The organism is Hydrogenophaga sp. L76 (genome assembly GCF_057654755.1).
This window is the reverse complement of sequence record NZ_CM172807.1, coordinates 1,833,989-1,860,504: the sequence shown is the minus strand read 5'-3', so window position 1 is coordinate 1,860,504 and position 26,516 is coordinate 1,833,989. Positions and strand designations below refer to the sequence as shown.

The following is a 26,516-nucleotide window of genomic DNA, read 5'->3' as shown; positions in this document are numbered from 1 at the left end:
TTGTTCTGTTCGGGATGGGTGCTTAGAAGGTACGGACCTTCGGAGGCACGGATTCCACGGTCAGCGGCTTCAAGTTGACGGGCTTGTAGGACAGGCTGTTGGTGGCGCTGTCCCACAGCGTGTGTTTCATCCACTCCACATCGTTGCGGCCCAGAGGGAACTGGGCGTCGTCGGCCGGACGCTCGTAGTCGTTCACGGTGTGCGCGCCACGGCATTCCTTGCGGGCTGCGGCCGAGGTCATGGTGGCTTGCGCCACTTCCATCAGGTTGTCCACTTCCAGCGCTTCGATGCGCGCCGTGTTGAACACCTTGGACTTGTCACCCAGGGTGATCTTGGCCACTCGCGAACGCAGGGCATTGATCTTGGTGACACCTTCGTCCATGCTGGCCTGGGTGCGGAACACGCCAGCGTGCTGCTGCATGATGGCGCGCATGTCGTTGGCCACGTCCTGGGCGTATTCGCCTTCGCTCGAAGCATCCAGACGAGCGAGGCGGGCCAGGGTCCTGTCGGCGGCGTCGGCGGGCAGGGGTTTGTGCACCTGCAACTTGTTGTTGTTCTCGACGATGTGGTTGCCGGCGGCGCGACCGAACACCAGCAGGTCGAGCAGCGAGTTCGTGCCCAGGCGGTTGGCGCCGTGCACGCTGACGCAAGCGCATTCGCCCACGGCGTAAAGGCCGTTGACGACTTTCTGCGCACCATGGCCGTCGGGCGTGACGACCTGGCCGTTGATGTTGGTCGGGATGCCGCCCATCTGGTAGTGGATGGTGGGCACGACGGGGATTGGCTCGCGCGTGATGTCCACGTTGGCAAAGTTGTGGCCGATTTCTTCCACCGAGGGCAGGCGCTTGCGGATGGTTTCGGCGCCCAGGTGGTCGAGCTTCATCAGCACGTAGTCCTTGTTGGGACCACAGCCGCGGCCTTCCTTGATTTCCTGGTCCATGCAGCGTGAAACGAAGTCGCGCGGGGCCAGATCCTTCAGGGTGGGCGCATAGCGCTCCATGAAGCGCTCGCCTTCGCTGTTGAGCAGGATCGCGCCTTCACCGCGGCAGCCTTCGGTCAGCAGCACGCCCGCGCCAGCCACGCCGGTGGGGTGGAACTGCCAGAACTCCATGTCCTGCAGCGGCACACCAGCACGCGCCGCCATGCCCAGGCCGTCGCCGGTGTTGATGAAGGCGTTGGTGGAGGCGGCGAAGATGCGCCCTGCGCCACCCGTGGCCAGCAGGGTCTGCTTGGCTTCGAGGATGTAGGTCTCGCCGGTTTCCATTTCCAGCGCGGTCACGCCGATCACGTCGCCATCGGCGTCGCGGATCAGGTCCAGCGCCATCCATTCGACGAAGAACGTCGTGCGTGCCTGCACGTTCTGCTGGTACAGGGTGTGCAGCATGGCGTGGCCGGTGCGGTCGGCCGCGGCGCAGGCGCGCTGCACCGGCTTCTCGCCGTAGTTGGCGGTGTGACCACCGAAGGGGCGCTGGTAGATGGTGCCGTCGGGGTTGCGGTCAAACGGCATGCCGAAGTGTTCGAGCTCGTAGACCACCTTCGGGGCTTCGCGGCACATGAATTCGATGGCGTCCTGGTCACCCAGCCAGTCGGAACCCTTGATGGTGTCGTAGAAGTGGTAATGCCAGTTGTCTTCGCTCATGTTGCCGAGCGAGGCGGACACGCCGCCTTGCGCTGCCACGGTGTGCGAACGGGTCGGGAACACCTTGGACAGCACGGCCACTTTCAGGCCGGCGCGGGCGAGTTGCAGCGAGGCGCGCATGCCGGAGCCGCCGGCGCCGACAATCACGACGTCAAACTGGCGCTTGGGGAGATTTGCAGTAACGGTCATGGCTTCAGAGCCTCCAGAGAACTTGAACAGCCCAGCCCAGACAGGCCACGAGCCAGACGATGGTGAAGATGTGCAGCACGAGGCGGATACCGGCGGGCTTGACGTAGTCCATCCAGATGTCGCGCATGCCGAACCAGACGTGCCAGGCGAGGGCCACGAACACGACAAAGGTCAGGGCCTTCATCCACTGGGCAGCGAAGATGCCGGCCCAGGTGTCGTAGCCCATGGGGCCGCTGGAAAAAATCACCTGCGCGAGCACGATGAAGGTGAACAGGGCGACGAGGGCGGCGGTGACGCGCTGGGCGAGCCAGTCGCGCAGGCCGTAGTGGGCGCCGGTGACGACGCGCTTGGAACCGAAGTTGACAGACATGGGGTTGTTCCTCTTGGTGACTGTGCTCAGTACAGACCGAACAGCTTGGCGCCCAGGACCAGCGTGAGGCCGATGCTCAGGGCCAGCGTGACGATGGCCGACGATTTGCCGAACTCTTTGCTGACGGCGTGGGCCACGTCCATGTAGAGGTGGCGCAGGCCGGCAATCAGATGGTGCAGGTAGGCCCAGATGATGGCCAGCACGACCAGCTTGAAGAACCAGCCCGGCACGAAACCTATCCCGGCGGCGAAGGCCGAACTGAAGCGTTCAAAGGACAGCTCGGACGAGACCGAGGTGTCGAACAGCCACACGATCAGCGGCAGCAGGATGAACATCAGGCCGCCGCTGGCGCGGTGCAGGATCGACACCCATCCCGCCAGCGGCAGGCGGTAGGTGGTCAGGTCTTTGAAGGCGTTGATGTTGCGGAATTCGGGCCGCTTTTTGGTCAACTCGGTCATGGTGGGCTTTCTTCCGATGAGGAGACAGGGAGGTTGGAAGGATTTCTTGTAACTCGTTGGTAACTCAGACCACGGGCCCGCAAATTCTATTGCAACGCAGCATACCGGACCCTGACACTGGGTGAGGCGTGTGAGCGGTGGTGTCGATGCAGCCCATGGCCCTCAGTTCAGTTCGTTGTGGTAGTGCCGGGTTTCCGTGCGGTAGAGGCCACGGCGCAGCTCCATGGGCACATCGTTGTAGGTGTAGGCCAGCCGTTCGACGCTGAGCAGGGCATGTCCGGCTTCGATGCCGAGCCAGCCCGCGGTATCGGCATCGGCGTTGACCGCCTTGAGCTTTTCGACGGCCCTCACCATGCGCACGCCGAACTGGGTTTCGAACAGCGCATACATGGGACCCTTGTCTTCGGCCAGCGTTTCCTGCGTGAGCCCCTTGAAGGTCGTGCCCGGCAACCACAGGTCTTCCAGAATGGCAGGCGTGCCACCGAAGGCCAGCACCCGACGGACCTGCAGCACCGGATCGCCGGTGCGCAAGGCGAGCTGGCGCGCGACTTCCGCTGGTGCGCGCAGGCGGCGGCACTCGATGATGCGCCGTTCGGCGGGGCCCTGGGCTTCCAGCGTGCCGGTGTCGGGCAACAGGCGCAGGAAGCGATACTGGATGTGTTGTTCCGCGTGGGTTGCCACGAAGGTGCCCTTGCCCTGGCGGCGCACGAGCAGGTTGTCGGTGGCGAGCTCGTCGATGGCCTTGCGCACCGTGCCCTGGCTCACCCGGTAGCGCGCGGCCAGATCGAACTCGCTGGGAATCATGTCGCCTGGTTTCCACTCGCCGGCTTGCAGGCTGCGCAGGATCAGGGTCTTGATCTGCTGGTACAGCGGGCTGAACGCCGGGGCGCCCTGGCTGGCCGAGCCGATGGCGTCGCCGCTGCTCGGCCCACCCGGATCCCCTGTGGATCGGGTGTCCAGTGATGACGAATCGGGCAGAAAGGCGGGTGGGGTTGCCATGGATTTTTGAACTCGATGGTGCCGCCGTGGGTGTCCGGCGACGAGGTCAATGATATCTTATATAAGACATAAGACAAATTGACCAATCAGGGTTTGCGAGGGTACACTTCAAGGCTGAGCCAAATTCACGGTTCGCGGGTTTTTCCGCGTTTTGTGAGGTCCCGGACTCGGGGTTCGTCCCGCCCGCTTTTCATTTACCCAACGTCCTTTTCTGGAGTTTTCACCATGAGCAAGAAGCCCGTTCGTGTTGCCGTCACTGGTGCCGCAGGTCAAATCGGTTACGCCCTGCTGTTCCGCATCGCCTCGGGCGAAATGCTGGGCAAAGACCAGCCCGTGATCCTGCAACTGCTGGAAATCCCCGACGAGAAGGCCCAGAAGGCGCTCAAGGGCGTGATGATGGAAATTGAAGACTGCGCCTTCCCGCTGCTGGCCGGCATGGAAGCCCACAGCGACCCGATGACCGCCTTCAAGGACACCGACTACGCTCTGCTGGTCGGTTCGCGTCCGCGCGGCCCCGGCATGGAGCGCGCCGAGCTGCTCGCCATCAACGGCGCCATCTTCACGACCCAGGGCAAGGCCCTGAACGCCGTTGCATCGCGCGATGTCAAGGTGCTGGTGGTCGGCAACCCCGCCAACACCAACGCCTACATCGCCATGAAGGCCGCCCCCGATCTGAAGCCGGGCAACTTCACCGCCATGCTGCGCCTGGACCACAACCGCGCCGCCAGCCAGCTGGCCGCCAAGACCGGCAAGGCCGTCTCCAGCATCAAGAAGCTGGCCGTGTGGGGCAACCACTCGCCCACCATGTACGCCGACTACCGCTTCGCCACCATCGACGGCGCTTCGGTCAAGGACATGATCAACGACCAGGTCTGGAACAAGGACGTGTTCCTGCCCACCGTCGGCAAGCGCGGCGCCGCGATCATTGAAGCGCGTGGCCTGTCTTCCGCCGCCTCGGCCGCCAACGCCGCCATCGACCACATGCGCGACTGGGCACTGGGCACCAACGGCGAATGGGTCACGATGGGCATCCCGTCGCAAGGCTGGTACGGCATCCCCAAGGAAGTCATGTTCGGCTTCCCGGTCACCTGCGCCAACGGCGAATACACCGTGGTCGAAGGCCTGGACATCGACGCTTTCTCGCAGGAGTGCATCAACAAGACCCTGGCCGAGCTGCAGGGCGAGCAGGACGGCGTCAAGCACCTGCTGTAACCCGTTGGTAACCACGGCGTGATCCATCCGCGCGACATCCTCCTCGGGGCCCAGGCCGGCGCGTTCGCGCTGCCGGTCTGCGACCACTACAGCGGGGTGGAAGCGCGGATGAAGAAGAGCCTGCAACTGCAGGCCGATCTCACGGCCGAGTTCGGCACCTGTGTCTTTGACGTCACGCTGGATTGCGAAGACGGTGCGCCCGTGGGCGGCGAGGCCGATCACGCGGCGCTGGTGACGGCGCTGGCGCTCGGTGCGGCGCCCGACGCGCGTGTGGCCGTGCGCGTGCACCCGGTGGACCATCCGGCGTTCGACGCCGATGTGGCGACCATCGCGTGCCAGGCGGCCTCACGTCTCACGCATCTGATGGTGCCCAAGGTCGAGTCGGTGGCCGATGTGCAGCGTGCTGTCGCTGCCATGGATGCCGCCGGTGCGACCTCGTTGCCGTTGCATGTGCTGATCGAGTCGCCTGCCGCGGTGCACCGCGCCTTCGACATTGCCGCGCATCCGCGCGTGCAGTCGCTCAGTTTTGGCCTGATGGATTTCGTGTCCGCCCATGGCGGTGCGATTCCGGCCGATGGCATGGGCGTGGCCGGGCAGTTCAGCCATCCGCTGGTGCTGCGCGCCAAGATCGAGATCGCTTCGGCCTGCCACGCACACGGCAAGGTGCCCTCGCACAATGTGGTCACCGAGTTCAAGGACCCGGCCGCGCTGCAGACCGCCGCGCACAAGGCCGCCCGCGAGCTTGGCTACACCCGCATGTGGAGCATCCACCCGGACCAGATCCGGCCCATCCTGGCCGCTTTTGCGCCCGAAGACCGCGAGATCCATACCGCTGCCGGCATCATCGAACGCGCCACCGCCGCCGACTGGGCGCCGGTGCAGTTCGAAGGCCGCCTGCACGACCGAGCCAGCTACCGCTTCTACTGGCAGGTGCTCGAACGGGCACACCAGACCGGGCATGCCTTGCCCGAATCTGTGCGCCACTGGTTCGCGCTCGCTGCCTCGATCCCTCCTGCGGTGGTTCACGCCGTGCGGCACTGAGCTTGCTTGGTCCCCACGCAGCACCTTGCCTTTCACCCTTATCAGATCCTTCCCCACCTCTCTGGAGAAAACCATGTCGACCTTCCTGACCGACTACCGCGCCCACGCCGCCGAGCGCGCCGCCCTGGGCATTCCCCCGCTGGCGCTCGACGCCAAGCAGGTCGCTGCCCTGATCGAACTGATCAAGAACCCGCCCGCGGGCGAAGACGCCTTCCTCATGGACCTGCTGACGCACCGCGTGCCCCCGGGCGTGGACGACGCCGCCAAGGTCAAGGCCTCGTTCCTGGCCGCCGTGGCGCACGGCGATGAAAAGGTCGCCCTGATCTCCAAGGCCAAGGCCACCGAGTTGCTGGGCACCATGGTGGGTGGCTACAACGTGCATCCCCTGATCGAGCTGCTGGACGACGCCGAAGTGGCGGCCGTGGCCGGCGCAGCGCTGAAGAAGACGCTGCTGATGTTCGACTTCTTCAACGACGTGGCCGAGAAAGCCAAGGCTGGCAACGCAGTCGCCAAGGAAGTGATGCAGAGCTGGGCCGACGCCGAGTGGTTCACCAGCCGCCCTGAAGTCGACAGGAAGATCACCGTCACCGTGTTCAAGGTGCCCGGAGAAACCAACACCGACGACCTGTCGCCCGCCCCGGACGCCACCACGCGCCCGGACATCCCCATGCACTACCTCGCGATGCTGAAGAACACCCGCCCCGACGCGGCGTTCAAGCCCGAGGAAGACGGCAAGCGCGGCCCGATGCAGTTCATTGAAGACCTGAAGAAAAAGGGCCACCTGGTCGCCTACGTGGGCGACGTGGTCGGCACCGGCTCCAGCCGCAAGTCGGCCACCAACAGCGTGGTGTGGGCCACGGGTCAAGACATCCCCTTCGTGCCCAACAAGCGCTTCGGTGGCGTCACGCTGGGCGGCAAGATCGCCCCCATCTTCTTCAACACGCAGGAAGACTCCGGCTCGCTGCCGATCGAAGTGGACGTGTCCAAGCTGGAAATGGGCGACGTGATCGACGTGCTGCCCTATGACGGCAAGCTGGTGAAAAACGGTCAGACCGTGGCCGAGTTCAAGCTCAAGAGCGACGTGCTGTTCGACGAAGTGCGCGCCGGCGGCCGCATCAACCTCATCATTGGCCGCAGCCTGACCGCCAAAGCGCGCGAGTTCCTGGGCCTGCCAGCGTCCACCCTGTTCCGCCTGCCCAGCGTGCCCACGGCCACCAACGCCGGTTTCACGCTGGCGCAAAAAATGGTCGGCCGCGCCGTCGGCCTGCCGGAAGGCCAGGGCGTGCGCCCGGGCACCTACTGCGAGCCGAAGATGACCACCGTGGGCTCGCAGGACACCACCGGCCCCATGACCCGCGACGAGCTGAAAGACCTGGCCTGCCTGGGCTTCAGCGCCGACCTGGTGATGCAGTCCTTCTGCCACACCGCGGCTTATCCGAAGCCGGTGGACGTGAAGACGCACCGCGAACTGCCCAAGTTCATCAGCAGCCGGGGCGGCGTGGCCCTGCGCCCGGGCGACGGCGTCATCCACAGCTGGCTCAACCGCCTGCTGCTGCCCGACACCGTGGGTACCGGCGGTGACTCGCACACCCGCTTCCCGATCGGCATTTCCTTCCCTGCGGGCTCCGGCCTCGTGGCTTTTGGTGCCGCCACCGGCGTGATGCCGCTGGACATGCCCGAGTCGGTGCTGGTGCGCTTCAAGGGCGAAATGCAACCTGGCGTGACCCTGCGCGATCTGGTGCACGCCATTCCGCTGTACGCCATCAAGCAAGGTTTGCTGACCGTGGCCAAGGCCGGCAAGATCAACGAGTTTTCCGGTCGCATTCTGGAAATCGAAGGTCTGCCCAACCTCAAGGTCGAGCAAGCGTTTGAACTCTCCGATGCGTCTGCCGAGCGCTCCGCCGCCGGCTGCACCATCAAGCTCAACCCCGAGCCGATCAAGGAGTACCTCACCAGCAACATCGTGCTGATGAAGAACATGATCGCCGACGGCTACGAAGACAAGCGCACCCTGCAGCGCCGCATCGAAAAGGTCGAGGCCTGGCTGGCCAAGCCTGAGCTGCTCGAAGCCGACAAGGACGCCGAATACGCGCACGTCATCGAGATCGACCTGGCCGACATCAAGGAACCCATCCTCTGCTGCCCGAACGATCCGGACGACGCCAAGACCCTGAGCGAAGTGGCCGGCACGAAGATCGATGAAGCCTTCATCGGTTCGTGCATGACCAACATCGGCCACTTCCGCGCCGCGGCCAAGCTGCTGGGCGGCCAGCGCGACATCCCGGTCAAGCTGTGGGTGGCCCCGCCGACCAAGATGGACGAGACGGAGCTGATCAAGGAAGGCCACTACGCCAGCTTCGGCGCCGCCGGTGCCCGCACCGAAATGCCCGGTTGCTCGCTGTGCATGGGCAACCAGGCGCAGGTGCGTGAAGGCGCGACCGTGGTGTCCACCTCCACCCGCAACTTCCCGAACCGCCTGGGCAAGAACACCAACGTGTACCTTGCCTCGGCCGAGCTGGCAGCGATTGCGTCCAAGCTGGGCAAGATCCCGACCGTGGCCGAGTACCACGCAGCCATGGGCATCGTGAACCAGGATGGCGCAGCGATCTACAAGTACCTGAACTTCGACCAGATCGAAGAGTACGCAGAGACTGCCAAGGGCGTGACGGCATAAGCCATTCGCTCCCCAAAAAAGAAGCGGCCTTCGGGCCGCTTCTTTTTTGGGCTGTTCAAAGACCGGTCAAGCAGCGCCAGCCGGGCCAGCCCTCGCGTGCCATCGCGAACTTGCGTGTGGCCTCGCTCCAGGATTCGCCGCCGGCCATGGCTTCGCGAAAGCGCCGCGCATCGACCACCCGCGTGCCGCCCAGCAGCGTCACACCGCGCTCGAACAGGGCATCGGGCCAGAGCCCGGCCGAAGGACCGATGACCGCGAAGCGCGTAGCGTTCGGTGCGGCCGCCAGCATGTCGTCCAGCGTGTGATTGAGCAGCATGGTGGAGGTGCCGACGACCACGTTGCAGGGGCCGAGGTCGGCGCGGTTCAGCGTGATGTGCACATTCGGGAAACGCTCGCGCTGGCGCGCGACCATCGCGGCGTCCATCTCCACCACGCTCAGGCGGCCTCCGGCCTCGGCAACTCTGCGCACCAGCGGCGGGAAGAAACCGATCATGCCCAGGTGGTCCTGCGCGGTGAGTGTCACGTCGCCGAGCGAGTTGCCGGCCGGCGGTGGCTCGTAGCCTATTTGCCGCCACACCGAATCGGTGAGGGCGTTGATGGCGGCGAGCGCGATGGCGCGTTCCACAGGGCTGCCATTTTCAAGCCGGCTGGCCAGTGCCATCGGGTCGGCGCCCGCAAGTGGTGCCGTGCCCCGAGCGCCGCCGTGGGACTTCAGCAACGCATCCAGCGTGTCGCCCAGCAGCACATAAGACAGGCCGAAGGCGCCGTCTCCCAGTTCGATGGCGCAGAACTCGGCGTCGTGCGCCCCGGGGTTTTCTGCGCGCCGTGGCACGTGCAGGCGTGCCACGAGCGCCGGCGGAAAACGCTGCCCGATTTGCGCGAGCTGGGCCAGCAACGCCCGGGCAATGTGAGCGGTCTGCATGTCAGCTCAGCCGCGCAATCAACGCGCCTTCGACGGGTGCGGCCAGCGGCACCCAGACGCGGATGGGGCTGCCCTGCGCCACGGTGATGGCTTCACCGTCCTGGTTGCGCATGGCGTCCAGCATGACGGTGTGGTTGCCCGCGGGGTGGATGATTTCCAGCCGGTCGCCCACGGCGAAGCGGTTCTTGGCTTCCACTTCGACCCAGCCGTCTTCGCGCACCTGCAGCACCTCGCCCACGAACTGGCTGCGCTGGCTGGTGGAGTGGCCGGTGATGTAGTTCTGGTAGTCCTGCGCCGGGCGGCGCTCCATCAGGCCACCGGTGTAGCCGCGGTTGGACAGGCCTTCAAGCTCCAGCAGCAGTTCGGGGTTGAAGGGTTTGCCGGCCACGGCGTCGTCGATGGCGCGGCGGTACACCTGCGCGGTGCGCGCCACGTAGTAGTGGCTCTTGGTTCGGCCCTCGATCTTGAGCGAGTCGATGCCCATGGCCGCCAGCTTGCCCACGTGCTCCACCGCGCGCAGGTCCTTGCTGTTCATGATGTAGGTGCCGTGCTCGTCTTCCATGATGGGCATGAGCTCGCCGGGGCGGCCGGCTTCTTCGATCAGCCACACCTTGTTGGCTTCGGGATGGCGCTGGCCGTTGCCCACGGTGGAGAAGGCGCTCGCCGCTTCTTCGTCTTCCTGGGCGAAGTTGAAGCCGTCGAGCTGCGCCAGCGGCACGGCTTCGCCCGTGTCAGTTTCGGTGGTCGCGGCCTGGGTCTTGTATTCCCAGCGGCAGGCGTTGGTGCAGGTGCCCTGGTTGGGGTCGCGGCGGTTGAAGTAGCCGCTGAGCAGGCAGCGGCCCGAATACGCGATGCACAGCGCGCCGTGTACGAACACTTCGAGCTCGATGTCCGGGCAGTCGTTGCGGATCGCGGCCACTTCATCGAGACTGAGCTCGCGCGACAGGATGATGCGGCTCACCCCCTGCTTCTGCCAGAACTTCACTGCGGCGCTGTTGGTGGTGTTGGCCTGCACCGAGAGGTGGATCGGCACCTCGGGCCAGAGGCCTTTCTCCATCTGCTCGCGCACCAGCATGATCAGGCCGGCGTCGGCCATGATGAGCGCGTCGGGCCGCAGCTCCACCACCGGCTGCAGGTCGCGCAGGTAGGTGCGCAGCTTGTCGTTGTGGGCGATCAGGTTGCTGGTGACGAAAAACTTCTTGCCGCGGGCGTGCGCCTCTTCAATGCCCTGCGCGATCTGTTCCATGCGGAACTCGTTGTTGCGCGCGCGCAGGCTGTAGCGCGGCTGGCCGGCGTAGACGGCGTCGGCGCCAAAGTCGTAGGCGGCGCGCATGCGTTGCAGCGTGCCGGCGGGGAGCAGGAGTTCGGGGACTTTGAGGTTCACTCTCTAATTGTCCCGCAAACCGGCGGTTGCGGCCCTGAATTCGGGCCCGTGTTCGCCAGCGCACAGACTCGGTGCGGAGCTGTCGCTACGCTCGGTTCATGCCGGTTGGACAGTTTGGTCCAACCGGTGATCCGTGTGACCGGTGCTACCGCACGAACCACACCCGTTGACCCTCAAGGAATCCCCATGAAAAACTCCCTCTTGCTGCTGGCGCTTTTGTCCACACTCGGTCTGGCCGCCTGTGACCGCGAACCTGTGGTGGTCAACACGCCGCCCGCTACGGTCACGGTGCCCGGCCCCGCCGGTCCTGCTGGCGAATCCGGTGCCACGGGTGCCACCGGCGCCACCGGCGATCAAGGCTTCACAGGTAATACCGGCAGCACCGGCAGCACCGGCAGCACTGGCAGTACCGGTGACACCGGCGCGCAGGGCAACACCGGCAATACCGGCGATACCGGCGCGCAGGGCAACACCGGCAATACCGGCAAGACTGGCGACACCGTCATCGTCGTGCCCGCACCGACGAACTGAGTTTCTTCCACGTCATTCAAGGAGATGCTATGAGCTTGGGAACCATCTTGCTGATCGTGTTGATCCTGATGCTGATCGGCGCCTTCCCGAACTGGTCGCACAGCAAAAGCTGGGGCTATGGTCCCAGCGGTGGGCTGGGGTTGGTGTTGATCATCGTGGTGGTGCTTCTGCTGATGGGACGCATCTGACCGCTTTCCGGGGCCTGTTCACAACCGGAAAAAGGTGTGAGCAGGCCCTGGTCTAACCGGGTGCGGTCGTGCCAGCTGGTCTTCTGTTCAAAGGACATCGCATGAACACGTCACTTCGCACCCTGGGCATCGCACTGGCGCTGTCCATTCTCCCCGCCACGGCGGTGCACGCCCAGGTCAGTGTGGGTATCCAGATCGGCTTGCCGGGTGTCCAGATCGGGGTGAACATGCCCTCGTATCCGATGCTGGTCCCGGTGCCCGGGTACCCCGTCTACTACGACCCACAGGCCAGCTCCAACTACTTTTTCTATGACGGCCTCTACTGGGTCTACAGCGGCGACAACTGGTACGCGAGCAGCTGGTACAACGGCCCCTGGGAGCTGACCAGTCGGGACTACGTTCCCCTGTTCGTGCTGCGCATTCCCGTGCGCTACTACCGCCACCCGCCGGCGTACTTCAGCGGCTGGCGAGCGGACGCACCACCACGCTGGGCCGAACACTGGGGGCGTGACTGGGAACGGCGCCGTCCGGGATGGGACCGCTGGGATCGCCGCCATGTGCCCGCCGCCGCCCCGTTGCCTCGCTACCAGCAGAAATACCCCGGTGACCGCTACCCCAACACGCCTGAACGGCAGCGCTCGATCCGCTCTGAGCACGACCGGTATGTGCCCCGCGAGGCGGTGTCGCGTCAGTACCTGAAGGCACCAGCCCCGGTGTTGCAGCGGCGCGTCGAGCCCGCCCCACCGCCACGCAGCCCGTCACGCGATTCGCGTGAGCCGGTCCGCCGCGTCGAGCCGCGCGCCAACGACGGGCCGTCCCAGAGGTCCTCCCCGAACAAAGCCCGGTCTGAGGGAGCTTGCCAACCCGGCTCACCGGGCTGCCGTGCTGAACCACCCGACCGCAAGGCGCCGGGGCGCGGGCCCGCGGACGAAGAGCGCAACCGCGGCCGGAACTGAATCCTCCGATCCCGACGGGTACACGCTGAACCCGGGCGGGATCCGGTCGCGGGTCTTCGGAGAGCCGGCATCGCTGGCGGGCAGCCGTGCGACAAGCCATTACTGGCAGCACGGTGAAACCCGCTGCTGACAGAATGGTTCGCGATCCCACCGATTCTGTCAGGAGCCTTGCATGTCCCTCAGCGCCGTTTACGCCCATCCGTTCGCATCCACGGTCAAGACCTTCAGGAGCGCCTCGGGCAAGAGTGGCCGTTTCTATTCGCTGCCGGTGCTGGCGAAACAGTATCCGGGGGTGAAGCGCCTGCCGGTGTCCTTGCGCATCGTGCTGGAGAGTGTGGTGCGGCATTGCGATGGTGAGCGTGTCACCACGGAACACGTGGCGCAGCTCGCCCAGTGGCAGCCGAACGCACCCCGCAGCGACGAGATCCCGTTCACGGTGGCGCGGGTCGTGCTGCAGGACTTCACCGGTGTGCCACTGCTGGCCGACCTGGCCGCGATGCGCAGCACCGCGCAGCGCCTGGGCAAGGACCCCAAACGCATCGAGCCGCTGGTGCCGGTGGACCTGGTGGTGGACCACTCGGTGATGGTCGACTACTACGGCACGAAGAACGCGCTCGACCTCAACATGAAGCTGGAATTCCAGCGCAACCGCGAGCGCTACGAGTTCATGAAATGGGGCATGCAGGCCTTCGACACCTTCGGCGTCGTGCCGCCGGGCTTCGGCATCGTGCACCAGGTGAACCTGGAGTACCTGGCGCGTGGCGTGCACCTGAAAGGTGGCCTGTATTACCCCGACACCCTGGTGGGCACCGACAGCCACACCACCATGATCAACGGCATTGGCGTGGTGGGCTGGGGCGTGGGCGGCATCGAGGCCGAGGCCGCCATGCTGGGCCAGCCGGTGTACTTCCTCACGCCCGACGTGGTGGGCTTCGAACTCACCGGTCGCCTGCGCGAAGGCTGCACCGCGACCGACCTGGTGCTCACCGTGACCGAGATCCTGCGCAGCCACAAGGTGGTGGGCAAGTTCGTCGAATTCTTTGGCGAGGGCACGGCCTCGCTCACCTTGCCCGACCGCGCGACCATCGCCAACATGGCGCCCGAATACGGTGCCACCATGGGCTTTTTCCCGGTGGACGACAAGACGCTCGACTACTTCCGCGGCACCGGCCGCAGCAAGGGCGAGATCGAGGCCTTCGAGGCCTACTTTCGCGCGCAGGAGCTGTTCGGCGTGCCGAAAGCCGGTGACATCGACTATTCGCAGGTGGTCCAGCTGGACCTGGGCCAGGTCACACCCAGCCTGGCAGGCCCCAAGCGCCCGCAGGACCGCATCGAACTCGGCCGGGTGGCGGCACAGTTCGCCTCGCTGTTCAGCAAACCCAACGCGGAGAACGGCTTCAACCAGCCCGCCGCGCTGCTGCACACGCGTTACCAGCCCGAGCTGGGTCAGCCCGCCGATCCGCCGGCGCCCGAGAAGACGACACCCACGCCCCCCGGCGCGCCGCGTTTCGTGGCCGAGATGGAGGCCAACAAGCCGGCCCACGCCAACGACGAGCCGCAGTCGCAGGCGGTGCAGAAAAAGCTGACCATCGGCAACGGCGACGTGCTGATCGCCGCCATCACCAGTTGCACCAACACCAGCAACCCCGGCGTGCTGCTGGCCGCGGGCCTGCTGGCGAAGAAAGCGGTGGAAGCCGGACTCAAGGTCAAGCCGCACATCAAGACCTCGCTGGCCCCGGGCTCGCGCATCGTCACCGAATACCTCACGGCCACCGGCCTGCTGCCCTACCTGGAAAAGCTGGGTTTCTCGCTCGCGGGCTATGGCTGCACCACCTGCATTGGCAACGCCGGCGACCTCACACCCGAGCTCAACGCCGTGATCACGCAGAACGATCTGGTGTGTGCGGCCGTGCTCTCGGGCAACCGCAACTTCGAAGCCCGCATCCACCCCAACCTCAAGGCCAACTTCCTCGCCAGCCCGCCGCTGGTGGTGGCCTATGCGATCACCGGCACCGTGCTGACCGACCTGATGACCGAACCGCTGGGCAAAGGCCACGGCGGCAAACCGGTTTACCTGGGCGATGTCTGGCCGAGCAGTGACGAGATCCATGCGCTGATGAAATACGCCATGCACGGCAAGGCCTACCGCGACAACTACGAACGCGTGAAGACCGAACCCGGCAAGCTCTGGGAGCGCATCAAGGGCGTCGGTGGCAAGACCTACACCTGGCCCGCCAGCTCCTACATCGCCGAGCCGCCGTTCTTTGACGGCTTTGCCTTGCAGCCGCCCGCGAAACAGGCGCCCGCGGTGCGCAGCGCGCGCATCATGGCCCTGTTTGGCGACTCCATCACCACCGACCACATCTCGCCCGCCGGCTCCATCCAGGAGAGTTCGCCCGCCGGGCAATGGCTGCTGGCGCGTGGCGTTCTGAAGCCCGATTTCAACAGCTACGGCGCGCGCCGCGGCCACCACGAGGTGATGATGCGCGGCACCTTTGCCAACGTGCGCATCAAGAACCTGATGCTGCCGCCGGGTCCCGACGGCTCGCGCGAGGAGGGCGGCTGGACGCTGTACCAGGGCGGCGGTGTGGCGGAGAAGATGAGCATCTTCGACGCCGCCATGCGCTACCAGGCCGCGGGCCTGCCCACGGTGGTGTTCGCGGGCGAGGAATACGGCACCGGCTCCAGCCGCGACTGGGCGGCCAAAGGCACGCAGCTGCTGGGCATCAAGGCGGTGGTGGCGCGCAGCTTCGAGCGCATCCACCGCAGCAACCTGGTGGGCATGGGCGTGCTGCCGCTGCAGTTCAAAACTGGCGACAGCTGGGAGCGCCTGGGGCTCACCGGCGAGGAGCAGATCGACGTGTTGCCCCACCCGCAACTGCTGCCGCAGAGCGAGGCCACGATGGTGATCACGCGCCCCGACGGGCAGCGCAGCGAGGTCGCGCTCACACTGCGCATCGACACACCGGTGGAAGTGAACTATTACCGTGCGGGCGGAATCCTCCCCTACGTGCTCAGGCAACTGCTGGGAGCTTGAGCCACGCGCCGCAACGCGGCATGATGTGCCACATCCCCCCCAGCGTTTCAGGAGCCGCCGTGCGCAAGCCTGCCCTCTACAGCCGATCGGCCCGCGCCGGCCCTGCGCCAGCGGGCGGGCGCCCGGTGGACTCGGACACCCTCCCGAGCGCTGATGAACCCGTGACCGAGCGCCCGCCCGCCCGGATTGTGCGGCGCGGCTGGCGTGCCGGCCTGGCCCGCGCAGCGATCAATCCCCGCGTGATGTGGGCTGCTCTGGCCCTGCTCGGTGCGCTGCTGCTGGCGAGTGTCTGGATGCAAGGTCCGGTGGGCGCCAGGGCGCTGACCCAGAAAGACATCGACGCCGCGGTGCTGCGCACGCTCACAACCCAGAATCTGCCCTCGGCGGCGGCGCGTGCGGCCGAGAAGATCCGCCCCGCCGTGGTCCGCGTGATGTCCTTTGTGAAGAACACCAAGGGCGAAGAGGTGGAACACGGCGTGGGCACCGGCGTGGTGATCCTCGACAAGGGCGTCATCCTGACCAATCTGCATGTGGTGCAGGCCGCGCAGACCGTCAAACTGGTGTTTGCCGACGGCTCCGAATCGGGCGCCACCGTGACCGGTGTGCAGGCGGAGAACGACCTGGCCGTGTTGCAGGCCCACACGATCCCCGATGACCTGCACGCCGCCACCCTGCGCAGCACCGGCGACCTGGTGCCGGGTGACCACGTGGTGGCCGTGGGTTTTCCCTTCGGCATCGGCCCCTCCACTTCGGCGGGCGTCATATCCGGGCTGGGGCGCGCCTTCAAGTCGCCCGAGGGCGAACAGGAAATCGACAACCTGATCCAGTTCGACGCGGCGGCCAACCCGGGCAATTCCGGCGGGCCGCTGGTCACCATGGATGGCGAGGTGGTCGGCATCGTCACCGGCATCCTCAACCCCACCAACCACCGCACCTTTGTCGGTATCGGTTTTGCCGTGCCGATTGAAAGCGCCGCCGGCGCCGTCGGCCTTCCCCCCTTCTGAACAGGAGTGCTTCATGAGCGACAACAACGCCCCCGACACCGCCCAGCTCATGGAGCAGATCCTGTACGAAGTGAAACGCGTGGTGGTCGGCCAGGACCGGTTCCTGGAGCGCGTCATGGTGGCCATGCTGGCGCAGGGCCACCTGCTGGTTGAGGGGGTGCCCGGGCTGGCCAAGACACTGACTGTCAAGACCCTGGCCAGCGTGGTGCAGGGGCGGTTCAAGCGCATCCAGTTCACGCCCGACCTGGTGCCGGCCGATCTGGTGGGCACGCGCATCTACAACCAGAAGACCGGCGACTTCAGCACCGCGCTGGGCCCGGTGTTTGCCAACCTGCTGCTGGCCGACGAGATCAACCGCGCGCCGGCCAAGGTGCAGAGCGCGCTGCTGGAGGTGATGCAGGAGCGGCAGGTGACGATTGCCGGTGAGTCGCACAGGGTACCCAGTCCGTTCCTGGTGATGGCAACACAGAACCCGATCGAGACCGAAGGCACCTACCCGCTGCCCGAGGCGCAGGTGGACCGCTTCATGATGAAGGTGCTGGTGGACTACCCGACCGATGAAGAGGAATACGTCATTGTCGAGCGTGTCACCGGCCCCGCCGTGCAGGTGCAGGCCGTGGCGACCACCGACCAGCTCGCCGCGCTGCAGGCGCTGTGCCGCCAGGTCTTTGTGGACCCGGCACTGGTGCAATACGCGGTGCGGCTCGTGTCGGCCACGCGCACGCCCGAAAAACACGGGCTCAAGGACACGGCGCGCTTCATCACCTACGGCGCCAGCCCGCGCGCCACCATCGGCCTGGTGGAGGGCGCGCGCGCGCTGGCCATGCTGCGTGGGCGCAATTACGCGTTGCCCGAAGACATGAGCGACCTGGTGCCCGACGTGCTGCGCCACCGCATCGTGCTGTCCTACGAGGGCCTTTCCGAGGGCCTGGACAGCGACGCGCTGATCGCCCGCATCATGGACGCCGTCACACCGCCAGCCAAGCCGCTGGAGCACGACAAAAAGGCCGCTTGAAACAGAGGCACCATCATGCTGTTCGGCCTGTTCAAATCCCGTTCCCAAGCCCCTGAGCCGCCGGTGCTCGCTCAGGCGGCGAAGGCCGATGCGCTGCTGCGCGAGCTGGAGTGGACCGTGATCCGCCGGCTCGACGGTCTGTTGCAGGGCGACTACCGCACGCTCATGCGCGGCAGTGGCCTCGACCTCGCCGACTTGCGCGAATACCAGCACCACGACGACGTGCGTCACATCGACTGGAACGTCACCGCGCGGCTGCAGACGCCGCATGTGCGCGTGTTCACCGAAGACCGCGAGATGGCGGCCTGGTTCCTGCTCGACTTGAGCCCATCGGTGGATTTTGGTTCGGGCGAGCAGCGCAAGAGCCAGGTGCTGCTGGGCTTCGTGGCGGTGCTCGCGCGCCTGATCAGCCGCCACGGCAACCGCGTGGGCGCGGTGCTGTACGGCTCGCGCGGCCAGCCGGTGGTGGACGCGGTGCTGCCTGCGCGTGGTGGGCGCAACCAGGTGCTGCAACTCATGCAGATGATCCGTCGCCCCCCGGCCCTGTCGGGCGGCAAGACACCCGGCAAGGATGGCTCGACCCGCCTGGCCGACCTGCTGCGCGCCGCCACCCACACCGTGCGCCAGCGCTGCACGCTGTTCGTGGTGTCCGACTTCATCAGCGAACCCGGCTGGGAGCAGCCGCTGGGTGAACTCGCGCGGCGCCACGACGTGGTGGCCGTGCGCCTGCTGGACCCGCTGGAGCTGAACCTGCCCGACCTGGGGCTGGTCACCGTGCGCGACGCCGAAACCGGCGAGCAACTGCTGGTCGACACGCACGACAGTGGTTTCCGCCAGCGCTTCGCCCGCATCGCCGCGCAGCGCGAAGCCCAGCTGCGCGAGAGCCTGACCCGCGCGGGCGTGGACACCCTTGAGCTCGCCACCGACGACGACCTGGCCGACGCCGTGCTGCGTTTTGTGGACATGCGCAAGCGCCGCGCCCAACCGCGCCGCCCGTTGCCGGCGCACCTCGGAGCCCGCGCATGAACAGCCTCAACGCCTTGCTGGCCCAGTCGCCGGTGTCCTTCCTGTGGCCCCAGTTGCTCTGGCTGCTGCTGATCCTGCCGCTGCTGGTGTTGCTGTACTGGTGGCTGCTGCGGCGGCGCCGGCAGACGGCCCTGCGTTTTGCGAGCCTGGCCATCGTGCGCGAGGCCATGGGCAAAGGCCCGGGCTGGCGCCGGCACGTGCCGCCGCTGCTGCTGCTGTTCGCTTTTGCCGCCATGCTGCTGGCCTCGGCCCGACCCATGGCGACCATCCTGCTGCCGTCGACCCAGCAGACCATCATCCTCGCCATGGATGTGTCGGGCAGCATGCGCGCCACCGATGTGGAGCCGAACCGGCTGGTCGCTTCGCAGAACGCCGCCAAGGCGTTTCTGGCCGAGCTGCCGCGCCATGTGCGCGTCGGCATCGTGGCCTTTGCCGGCACGGCGCAGGTGGTGCAGCCCATCACGCTCAGCCGAGAAGACCTGGTGACCGCGATCGACAAGTTCCAGCTGCAGCGCGCCACCGCCATCGGCAGCGCGATCGTGGTGGCGCTCTCGGAGTTGTTCCCGGATCAGGGCATCGACCTGGGCAGCATGACCTTCGGGCGCCACAACGATCCGTTTGCGCCCCAGGGTCGCGCCATCGACCAGCCCCAGACCGAGAAGAAGGCGTTTGAACCGGTGCCCCCCGGCTCCTACACCTCGGCCGCCATCATCCTGCTCACCGACGGTCAGCGCACCACCGGCGTGGACACGGAAGAGGCCACCAAGATGGCCGCCGACCGGGGTGTGCGCGTGTACACCGTGGGCGTGGGCACCGTGAGCGGCGAGGTGATCGGTTTTGAAGGCTGGTCCATGCGGGTGCGGCTGGACGAAGACACCCTCAAGGAAGTCGCCCGCACGACCCAAGGCGAATACTTCTACGCCGGGACGGCCGAGAACCTGAAGAAGGTCTACGAGACCCTGAGCACCCGGCTCACGGTGGAGAAAAAGGAAACCGAGATCTCGGGCCTGCTGGCACTGGTGGCCGCACTGCTGGTGCTGCTCGCCTCGGGCCTGTCGCTGTTCTGGTTCAACCGCGTGCTGTAGATCGGCCTGGCCGGTGGCCCCGGGTTGCCCAAGCCCGGGCGGCACGCCTGCGCAGCCGATTCCTGCGCTGTGTCAAAAGACCGGGACTGGACGCACGGCAAAATGCGCCGATGAATACGCATGTCTTGGTGGCGGGGGGTGGCATCGGTGGTCTGGCCTGTGCATTGGCGCTGGCGCGGACGGGTGCCTCGGTCGATGTGATGGAGCAATCGGGTGCCCTGGGTGAAGTGGGCGCCGGCTTGCAGCTCGGTCCGAACGCGGTGCGCGTGCTGGACGACTGGGGCCTGATCGACGAATTGCACGCCCGCGCCGCTTTCCCCGACGAACTCCGGGTGCGTGACGCCCACCGGGGCGTGCACCTGGGTCGCCTGCGGCTGGGCGCCATGATCCGCGCCCGCTACGGCCAACCCTACGCCACCATCCACCGCGCCGACCTCCACGAATTGCTGTTGCAGGCCGTGCAGCGCCAGGACGCCGTGCGTCTGCACCTGGGCGCGCGCTTGACGGCGTACGAGCCGACCCAGGTCTCGGTGCGTGCCACCTGCGAAGACGACTCGGTGTTCCAGGGCGCGGCACTGGTTGGGGCCGACGGTTTGTGGAGCCGGGTGCGCACCCAGATGCTGGGCGCCCACCCGGTGCGCGTGAGTGGCCACCTGGCCTACCGCGGCATGGTGCGCGCAGCAGACCTGCCTGCGGCCTTGCGCGCTTCGTGCGTGACCGCCTGGCTGGGGCCTCAGCTGCATGTGGTGCATTACCCGGTCAAGCGTGGGGAGTGGTTCAACGTTGTGGCCGTGGTGCATGGCGTGCTCGGGCAGGGCCATGGCGGTCCGCCCGGCAGCGATCCGCAGAGCTGGAGCCACGCGGCGCGCAGCGCCGACCTGCAGCGCGCACTGGGGCCGGTGTGCAGCGATCTCATGGGCATGCTCGAAGCCGTGACCGAATGGAAACTCTGGGCACTGAACGACCGCGCACCCGTGGCCAGCGCGCAGGAACAGGCCCAGGGGCGCGTGGCCCTGCTCGGCGATGCCGCACACCCCTTGCGACCCTACCTCGCGCAGGGAGCGGCCATGGCGATCGAAGACGCCTGGACGCTCGGCCGGCTGCTGCAGACGCAGCCCGTGGCCGAGCCCGTGGACTGGCCGGCCCTGTTCGCGCGTTATGCGCAGACCCGCTGGCAGCGCAACGCGCGGGTGCAAAACCGCTCGCAGCGCAACGGCACCATCTTCCATGCCAGCGGTGCATTGCGCTGGGCGCGCAACATGTCCATGAGTCTGATGGGCGAGGGACTCATGGACAACCCCTGGCTCTACAGCGGGCCGCCGGAACCGGTATAGCCTCCGAGTTGGTGTAACCCTCCTGCGCCGCTGCGCGGCTTCCCCCCCCAGGGGGACCACACCAGTGGCCCGGCGAAGCCGGTTCCATGGTGTGTGCTGGTGGTATGCCGGCGGGCGGGCTGCTAACCTGTGGGCCTGTTTTCAACTTCAAGGATTCGCTGCATGCGCCACGTCCAACGCCGTCATGTCATCGCTGCTGTCATCGCCATGGCCTGCAGTGTGCCCACTGTGTTCGCCCAGACCGCATGGCCGAGCAAGCCGTTGAAGATCGTGGTCGGTTTCCCTGCCGGCTCCTCGCCCGACCTGATGGCCCGCGCGCTGGCGGAGCCGCTGCAGCAGGCGCTGGGCCAGCCGGTGGTGGTGGAGAACAAGGTCGGTGCGGGTGGCAACATCGCCGCCGCGCTGGTGGCCCGTGCCACCGATGACCACACCATCGGACTCATGATCAACGGCAACCTCACCATTGCCAAGATCCTCAACCCGGCCATCAACTACGACCCGCTGAAGGACCTGACACCGGTCACGCTGATCGCCACCTCGCCCCTGGTGCTGACCGTGCCCGCGGGCACCACGGCCACCGGCGCCGCGTACTTTGAAGCCGCGCGCCAGTCGGGTGACCGCTGGAACTACGGCACCCCGGGTCTGGGCACTGTGGCCCATCTGGGCATGGAACTGCTCAAGGCCAAGGCCGGCATGGCGCCGCTGCATGTGCCGTACCCGGGCAACCCGCAGGTCATCACCGCGCTGCTCGGCGCGCAGATCCAGATGTCGCTGCTGCCACCCGGGCTGGCCATGGCGCAGGTGCGCGCGGGCAAGCTCAAGGCCATTGGTGTCACCTCCAGCGGGCGCAGCAGCGTGGTGCCCGAGGTGCCGAGCCTGGCCGAGGCCGGTGTGAAAGACCTGCAGCTGGAAATCTGGAATGCGGTGGCCGCGCCGAACAGCCTGCCCAAGGCACATGTGAACCGGCTGGCCACGCTGCTGGCCGAGATCGTGCGCCAGCCCGAGATGCGGCAGAAAATCCTGGCCCAGGGCTGGCAGGTGGCGGGCACCTCGCCCGAAGGTCTGGCGAACCGCATCCAGGCCGATACGGCTGTGATGGCAGAAGTCATTCGCAAAAACAACATCAAACCGAATTGACGCCCAGGCAAGCGGTCATGGCCGACAGCTCGGCGTCCAACGCTTCGCGGAACGCGGTGTCCTTGGGTACCCGCCCGTCAACGTAGCCCAGGTCTGCACGCAGCCGCCCATTCACCACCGACAGGTTGCCCCAGCCGATGACCTGGTCGCGCCACAGCAGCGGCATGGCGTAGTAGCCGCGCACGCGCTTGGCAGGCGGGGTGTAGGCCTCGAAGCGGTAGGCCCAGGCCCACAGGCGTTCGAAGCGGTCGCGGTCCCAGACCACGGGGTCGAACGGCGCCAGCAGGCGCACACCATCGGGCGCTCTCCAGCGGCGCGAGCGCGGGTCTTCTTCCCCGGGCCAGTACCAGGTCGTGCCGCCCACATCGGCGTGCGGCAGCCGGGCGCAGGCCCGCAGCAGCGCCGGGCGCAACTGGTCCTTCCATTGCGGCACGGCGTGATAGAGCAGACGGCCCACCAGCAGGCGCAGGCCGGGCGAGGGCAGCGGGGCGTATTTCGCCACCAGGGTGTCTACCAGCGCGTCCAGCGTGGCGGGCACGTCGGCAGGTGCTTCCTGCGGGGTGTGCACCGCGTACAGCCGGGTGCCGTTCTCGCGCCGGGCCACGCGCAGCCAGCCGCGGTAGTGCATGCCGTCGAGCAACTGGGTGCTGGCCTTGGACTGGCCACCGAAACCGTTGGTGGTGTGGCCGTGCGCGAAATGCGTGTCCACCTCGCGCGGGTGGACTTCGCCGCGCGCCTGTACGAAGGACCAGACCGCCTGGGCCTGCGCCAAACGTTCGGGGGTCCATTCGGTGGGCGCGGTGCGTGGGTGCATGCGGGCATGCAGCGCGGGTGTGACGAAGCCGTAGTTGACGAAAAAATCTTCCTCCACCGCCAGCCGCGGGTAGTGCCGCTCCAGGTCGCCCACCCGGTACGCCTTGACCCGGTGGCGCAGTGTCAGGTCCTGCGCGCGGGCGGGTGAGCGGATCGGGTCGGCCTGCACAAAACCCAGCCGCTCGATGGCCTTGGGCAGGGTGGTGGGCGTGAACAGGCTGCGGGCGATGGCGTAGCGGCGCAGGTCGGGCAGGGTGATGGTGACCATGGATTCATCATGCCGGAGTCGAATGCATTGCGCCGTCACTGAACACGGCCGGATGGCCTGCCATTCCCAAGTGTTTCACGGGTCATGCTGCGCTGGGCGCCCAGCGCATAGACTCCACCGCATGACTTCACTTTAAGGAATTGAATGAAAGCGTTCATTGCACTGTTGCTTGTTGCCGCTTCGCTCGCTGGCTGCGCTGTCTACACCCCATCCGGTTCGGTGGTTGTCGACCCTGGCCCCCCGGGCAAGAGTGGCGGCAAGTTCTGTCCCCCTGGCCAGGCCAAGAAGGGCAACTGCTGAAACAGGCTGCGCCGGGCAGCCGATGACGGCGGCGGCACGAGCGCGGTTTTCAGTTGATCGAGCGGTGGTCTGCGGTGGGCGACCAACCGCCGGTGACGAAGCACATCACAGCTCCGTGCGCAATGTCCAGATTTCCGGGAACAGAACCACGTCCAGCATCTTGCGCAGGTAGCTCACCCCGCCCGTGCCGCCGGTGCCGCGCTTGAAGCCGATCACGCGTTCGACCGTGGTCACGTGGCGGAAGCGCCAGAGGCGGAAGGCGTCTTCGAGGTCGGTGAGTTCTTCGCCGAGCTGGTACAGGTCCCAGTGTTCCTTGGGGTTGCGGTAGACCTGCAGCCAGGCCTGTTTCACCGTGTCGCTGGCCTCGTACGGCTGGGTCCAGTCGCGCTGGGTGTGGCTCGCCGGCACGGCGATGCCGCGGCGCGCCAGCAGGCGCAGGGCCTCGTCGTACAGCGACGGGGCTTCGTAGGCCGCCTGCACCAGCGCCAGCCGCTCGGGGCTGTGCGCATGGGGCTTGAGCATGGCGGCGTTCTTGTTGCCCATCGCGAACTCGATGCAGCGGTACTGGAAGCTCTGGAAACCGCTGGAATGGCCGAGGTAAGGACGGATGGCGCTGTATTCGGGCGGCGTCATGGTGGCCAGCACGTCCCAGGCGTGCACCAGCTGCTCCATGATCTTGGAGACGCGGGCCATCTGCTTGAACGCAGGGTTCAGTTCGTTGGCCGCGATGTTGCGGATCGCGGCCGTGAGCTCGTGCAGCATGAGCTTCATCCAGAGTTCGCTGGTCTGGTGCTGCACGATGAACAGCAACTCGTCGTGCGCGGGCGAGAGCGGTTTCTGCGCGCCCAGGATGGCGTCGAGCTGCAGGTAGTCGCCATAGCTCATGTCGTTGCTGAAATCGAGCTGGGCTTTTTCCTCGGCGACGATGGCTTCGGTGGGGGACGCGGGGGTGTCGTGGTATGGGCAGGCCATGGGGTGCTCCGGTTCAGGTGACGGCGTGTTTGCGGTTGAACTCGGGGCGTTGCCACTCCGCTGTTTCGAGCACCTGCTTCAACTGCTCGACCGCGTTCCACACGTCCTCGAAGCCGATGTAGAGCGGCGTGAAACCGAAGCGCAGGATGTCCTTGTGGTGGCCACCATCGCCGGCGCGGAAGTCGCCCACCACGCCGCGCGCGATCAGCGCCTGCACGATGGCGTAGGCACCTTCGTCCCGGGTGAGGCACACCTGTGAACCGCGCTGCGCATGTTCGCGCGGCGTCGCCAGACCCAGACCGTGGCCCGCACAGCGTTCTTCGACGAGCTGGATGAACAGGTCGGTCAACGCCAACGACTTGCTGCGCAGCGCGGCCATGCCACCTTGGGCATCGGCGGCCAGCAGCGTGTCCACGCCGCATTCCAGCGCGGCCAGGCTGATCATGGGCTGGGTGCCGCACTGGTAGCGCGTGATGCCGGGGGCGGGTCGGTAGTCGGGCGTGAAATCGAACGGCGTGGCGTGGCCCCACCAACCGGCCAGCGGTTGCCAGAAGCGGTCGGCGTGTTGGGTGTTCACCCACACGAAGGCGGGGGCGCCGGGGCCGCCGTTGAGGTATTTGTAGCCGCAGCCAACGGCGAAGTCGGCCCCGGCCTGATTCAGGTCGACTGGAACCGCGCCCGCGCTGTGCGCCAGGTCCCACACGGTCAGGATGCCTTCGGCATGCGCCGCGGCGGTCACGGCGGCCATGTTGTGCATGGCGCCGGTGCGGTAGTTCACGTGCGTGAGCATGAGGATGGCCACGTTCGCGGTGAGCGAGGCGGCCATGTCTTCCGGCTCCACCAGCACCAGCTCCATGCCGTGTTGCTTGCACAGGGCTTCGGCGATGTAGAGGTCGGTGGGGAAGTTGCTGCGTTCGCTCACGATCTGCTTGCGCTGCGGCGCGTCAGTGGCCACGATGTTCATCGCCGCGCTCAGCACCTTGAACAGGTTGACCGAGGTGCTGTCGGTCGCGACCACGGTGCCCGGTGCGGCGCCGATCAGGCGTGCGATCTTGTCACCCACCTTCTGCGGCATGGCGAACCAGCCGTTCTTGTTCCAGCTCTGGATCAGGTCGGTGCCCCACTCGCGGGTCACGACGTCGGCCACGCGGGCCGGGGCGGCGGCGGGCATCACGCCGAGCGAGTTGCCGTCGAGGTAGATGGTGGCTTCGGGGAGGGTGAAGAGCTTGCGCAGGTCGCGCAGCGGGTCTTGCGCGTCGAGGGCGATGCAGTCTTGCTGGGTGGTCATGGGTTTTTGTCTCCTGGGGAAATCACAGTTCACGAAGCACGGCACGCACCGGGCTGGCGTCGGCGGTGGTCAGCTTCAGGGGCAGGGCGATGAGCTCGTAGTCGCCTTCGGGCACGTCGTCGAGCAGCAGGTTTTCCAGCACGCGCAGGCCGCGGCGGCGGATCACCTGGTGGCTCTCCAGCGTCTTGCTGTCGGCGGGGTCGATGCTGGCGCTGTCGATGCCGATGAGCTTCACGCCGCGGTCGGCCAGCAGTGAAACCGTTTCCGGGGCAAAAGCCGGCAGGGCGTTGTCAAAGCGGTCTTGGGGCTGAAGCCGGTACACGCGCACCAGCACGCGAGGCGGCAACTGGTCGAGTGCATGCGCCAGGTGTTCCGGCCGCACCAGCGGGCCGCAACCGATGGCGTGGATCACGCGGCAGGGGCCGAGAAAGGCGTCGAGCTCGACCGCGCCGATGGCGGCGCCAGAAGGGTCGTAGTGCAGCGGGGCGTCGGCGTGTGCGCCCACGTGGGGCGAGAGCGTGATGGCGCTCACGTTGACCGGGCAGCCGGGTTCGATGCGGGCCACCCACTGCTGGGCGTAGGCCGTATCGCCCGGGAAAACCGGCGTGCTGGCGTTGACGGGAGGGGAAATGTCCCAGAGCTTTTTCATGGTCCGGCGAAGGTAGCACCGGTGA

General features: G+C 66.7%; 23 protein-coding genes. 13 read left to right on the top strand and 10 right to left on the bottom strand.

Features of this window, described 5'->3' with window-relative positions:
* Positions 1 to 22: 22 nt before the first annotated feature.
* The 4 genes from sdhA to AC23D4_RS08845 all read right to left on the bottom strand — a co-directional run bounded on the left by sdhA (position 23) and on the right by AC23D4_RS08845 (position 3,655).
* Positions 23 to 1,828, bottom strand: coding sequence for a succinate dehydrogenase flavoprotein subunit (sdhA, locus tag AC23D4_RS08860; protein WP_472889342.1), 1,806 nt, complete (start codon positions 1,826 to 1,828; stop codon positions 23 to 25).
* Between the two features lie 4 nt (positions 1,829 to 1,832).
* Positions 1,833 to 2,198, bottom strand: coding sequence for a succinate dehydrogenase, hydrophobic membrane anchor protein (sdhD, locus tag AC23D4_RS08855; protein WP_472889343.1), 366 nt, complete (start codon positions 2,196 to 2,198; stop codon positions 1,833 to 1,835).
* 26 nt (positions 2,199 to 2,224) lie between these two features.
* On the bottom strand, positions 2,225 to 2,656 hold the full coding sequence (gene sdhC / locus AC23D4_RS08850; protein WP_472889344.1) for a succinate dehydrogenase, cytochrome b556 subunit: 432 nt from the start codon (positions 2,654 to 2,656) through the stop codon (positions 2,225 to 2,227).
* A 162-nt stretch (positions 2,657 to 2,818) separates the two neighbouring features.
* Entirely contained in the window at positions 2,819 to 3,655 is an 837-nt protein-coding gene (locus AC23D4_RS08845) for a GntR family transcriptional regulator (protein ID WP_472889345.1), read from the bottom strand.
* Positions 3,656 to 3,880: 225 nt separating this feature from the next.
* On the opposite strand from AC23D4_RS08845, the gene AC23D4_RS08840 reads away from it, so the two are divergent.
* The 3 genes from AC23D4_RS08840 (at position 3,881) to acnB (ending at position 8,582) form a co-directional block, all read left to right on the top strand.
* Positions 3,881 to 4,867, top strand: a complete 987-nt coding sequence (locus AC23D4_RS08840) for a malate dehydrogenase (protein ID WP_226463025.1) — start codon at positions 3,881 to 3,883, stop codon at positions 4,865 to 4,867.
* Positions 4,868 to 4,885: 18 nt separating this feature from the next.
* The gene (locus AC23D4_RS08835) at positions 4,886 to 5,908 is read left to right on the top strand and encodes an HpcH/HpaI aldolase/citrate lyase family protein (RefSeq protein ID WP_472889346.1); all 1,023 of its coding nucleotides are present in this window, start codon (positions 4,886 to 4,888) and stop codon (positions 5,906 to 5,908) included.
* 73 nt (positions 5,909 to 5,981) lie between these two features.
* Complete coding sequence (gene acnB, locus AC23D4_RS08830; RefSeq protein WP_472889347.1) at positions 5,982 to 8,582, top strand: bifunctional aconitate hydratase 2/2-methylisocitrate dehydratase; 2,601 nt, start codon at positions 5,982 to 5,984, stop codon at positions 8,580 to 8,582.
* Between the two features lie 55 nt (positions 8,583 to 8,637).
* On the opposite strand, the gene AC23D4_RS08825 is transcribed toward acnB, so the two are convergent.
* Together AC23D4_RS08825 and trhP are read right to left on the bottom strand one after the other, a co-directional pair.
* Complete coding sequence (locus AC23D4_RS08825) at positions 8,638 to 9,504, bottom strand: Rossmann-like domain-containing protein (protein ID WP_472889348.1); 867 nt, start codon at positions 9,502 to 9,504, stop codon at positions 8,638 to 8,640.
* 1 nt (position 9,505) lies between these two features.
* The gene (gene trhP / locus AC23D4_RS08820) at positions 9,506 to 10,888 is read right to left on the bottom strand and encodes a prephenate-dependent tRNA uridine(34) hydroxylase TrhP (protein WP_472889349.1); all 1,383 of its coding nucleotides are present in this window, start codon (positions 10,886 to 10,888) and stop codon (positions 9,506 to 9,508) included.
* 186 nt (positions 10,889 to 11,074) lie between these two features.
* Between trhP and AC23D4_RS08815 the strand changes: the two genes are divergently transcribed.
* The 10 genes from AC23D4_RS08815 (at position 11,075) to AC23D4_RS08770 (ending at position 22,201) form a co-directional block, all read left to right on the top strand.
* A complete protein-coding gene (locus AC23D4_RS08815; RefSeq protein ID WP_472889350.1) occupies positions 11,075 to 11,419 on the top strand; it encodes a collagen-like protein in 345 nt (114 codons plus the stop codon).
* A gap of 29 nt (positions 11,420 to 11,448) precedes the next feature.
* Positions 11,449 to 11,607 (top strand): DUF3309 family protein, encoded by a 159-nt coding sequence (locus AC23D4_RS08810; protein WP_472889351.1) that lies wholly within the window; start codon positions 11,449 to 11,451, stop codon positions 11,605 to 11,607.
* Between the two features lie 101 nt (positions 11,608 to 11,708).
* On the top strand, positions 11,709 to 12,563 hold the full coding sequence (locus AC23D4_RS08805) for a hypothetical protein (RefSeq protein WP_472889352.1): 855 nt from the start codon (positions 11,709 to 11,711) through the stop codon (positions 12,561 to 12,563).
* Positions 12,564 to 12,735: 172 nt separating this feature from the next.
* Positions 12,736 to 15,600 carry an aconitate hydratase gene (locus tag AC23D4_RS08800; protein ID WP_472889353.1) on the top strand — a complete coding sequence of 955 codons (2,865 nt, stop codon included), beginning with the start codon at positions 12,736 to 12,738 and terminating at the stop codon, positions 15,598 to 15,600.
* Between the two features lie 59 nt (positions 15,601 to 15,659).
* Positions 15,660 to 16,604 carry a S1C family serine protease gene (locus AC23D4_RS08795; RefSeq protein ID WP_472889354.1) on the top strand — a complete coding sequence of 315 codons (945 nt, stop codon included), beginning with the start codon at positions 15,660 to 15,662 and terminating at the stop codon, positions 16,602 to 16,604.
* Between the two features lie 13 nt (positions 16,605 to 16,617).
* A complete protein-coding gene (locus AC23D4_RS08790) occupies positions 16,618 to 17,619 on the top strand; it encodes an AAA family ATPase (RefSeq protein ID WP_472889355.1) in 1,002 nt (333 codons plus the stop codon).
* 15 nt (positions 17,620 to 17,634) lie between these two features.
* Positions 17,635 to 18,645: a DUF58 domain-containing protein gene (locus AC23D4_RS08785; RefSeq protein ID WP_472889356.1), complete on the top strand. Its 1,011-nt coding sequence runs from the start codon at positions 17,635 to 17,637 to the stop codon at positions 18,643 to 18,645.
* A gap of 32 nt (positions 18,646 to 18,677) precedes the next feature.
* Complete coding sequence (locus tag AC23D4_RS08780) at positions 18,678 to 19,730, top strand: VWA domain-containing protein (RefSeq protein ID WP_472889425.1); 1,053 nt, start codon at positions 18,678 to 18,680, stop codon at positions 19,728 to 19,730.
* Between the two features lie 110 nt (positions 19,731 to 19,840).
* A complete protein-coding gene (locus AC23D4_RS08775) occupies positions 19,841 to 21,064 on the top strand; it encodes an FAD-dependent monooxygenase (RefSeq protein WP_472889357.1) in 1,224 nt (407 codons plus the stop codon).
* Positions 21,065 to 21,226: 162 nt separating this feature from the next.
* Positions 21,227 to 22,201, top strand: a complete 975-nt coding sequence (locus tag AC23D4_RS08770; RefSeq protein WP_472889358.1) for a Bug family tripartite tricarboxylate transporter substrate binding protein — start codon at positions 21,227 to 21,229, stop codon at positions 22,199 to 22,201.
* Here the strand turns inward: AC23D4_RS08770 and AC23D4_RS08765 are convergent.
* From AC23D4_RS08765 to kynB, 4 genes are all read right to left on the bottom strand, one after another.
* A complete protein-coding gene (locus tag AC23D4_RS08765; RefSeq protein ID WP_472889359.1) occupies positions 22,188 to 23,282 on the bottom strand; it encodes a DNA glycosylase AlkZ-like family protein in 1,095 nt (364 codons plus the stop codon). The genes AC23D4_RS08770 and AC23D4_RS08765 overlap by 14 nt on opposite strands.
* Positions 23,283 to 23,687: 405 nt before the next feature.
* Positions 23,688 to 24,554 carry a tryptophan 2,3-dioxygenase gene (gene kynA, locus AC23D4_RS08760; protein ID WP_472889360.1) on the bottom strand — a complete coding sequence of 289 codons (867 nt, stop codon included), beginning with the start codon at positions 24,552 to 24,554 and terminating at the stop codon, positions 23,688 to 23,690.
* Positions 24,555 to 24,567: 13 nt separating this feature from the next.
* Positions 24,568 to 25,842, bottom strand: coding sequence for a kynureninase (kynU, locus tag AC23D4_RS08755; RefSeq protein WP_472889361.1), 1,275 nt, complete (start codon positions 25,840 to 25,842; stop codon positions 24,568 to 24,570).
* A gap of 22 nt (positions 25,843 to 25,864) precedes the next feature.
* Entirely contained in the window at positions 25,865 to 26,491 is a 627-nt protein-coding gene (gene kynB, locus AC23D4_RS08750) for an arylformamidase (RefSeq protein WP_472889362.1), read from the bottom strand.
* Positions 26,492 to 26,516: the final 25 nt, after the last annotated feature.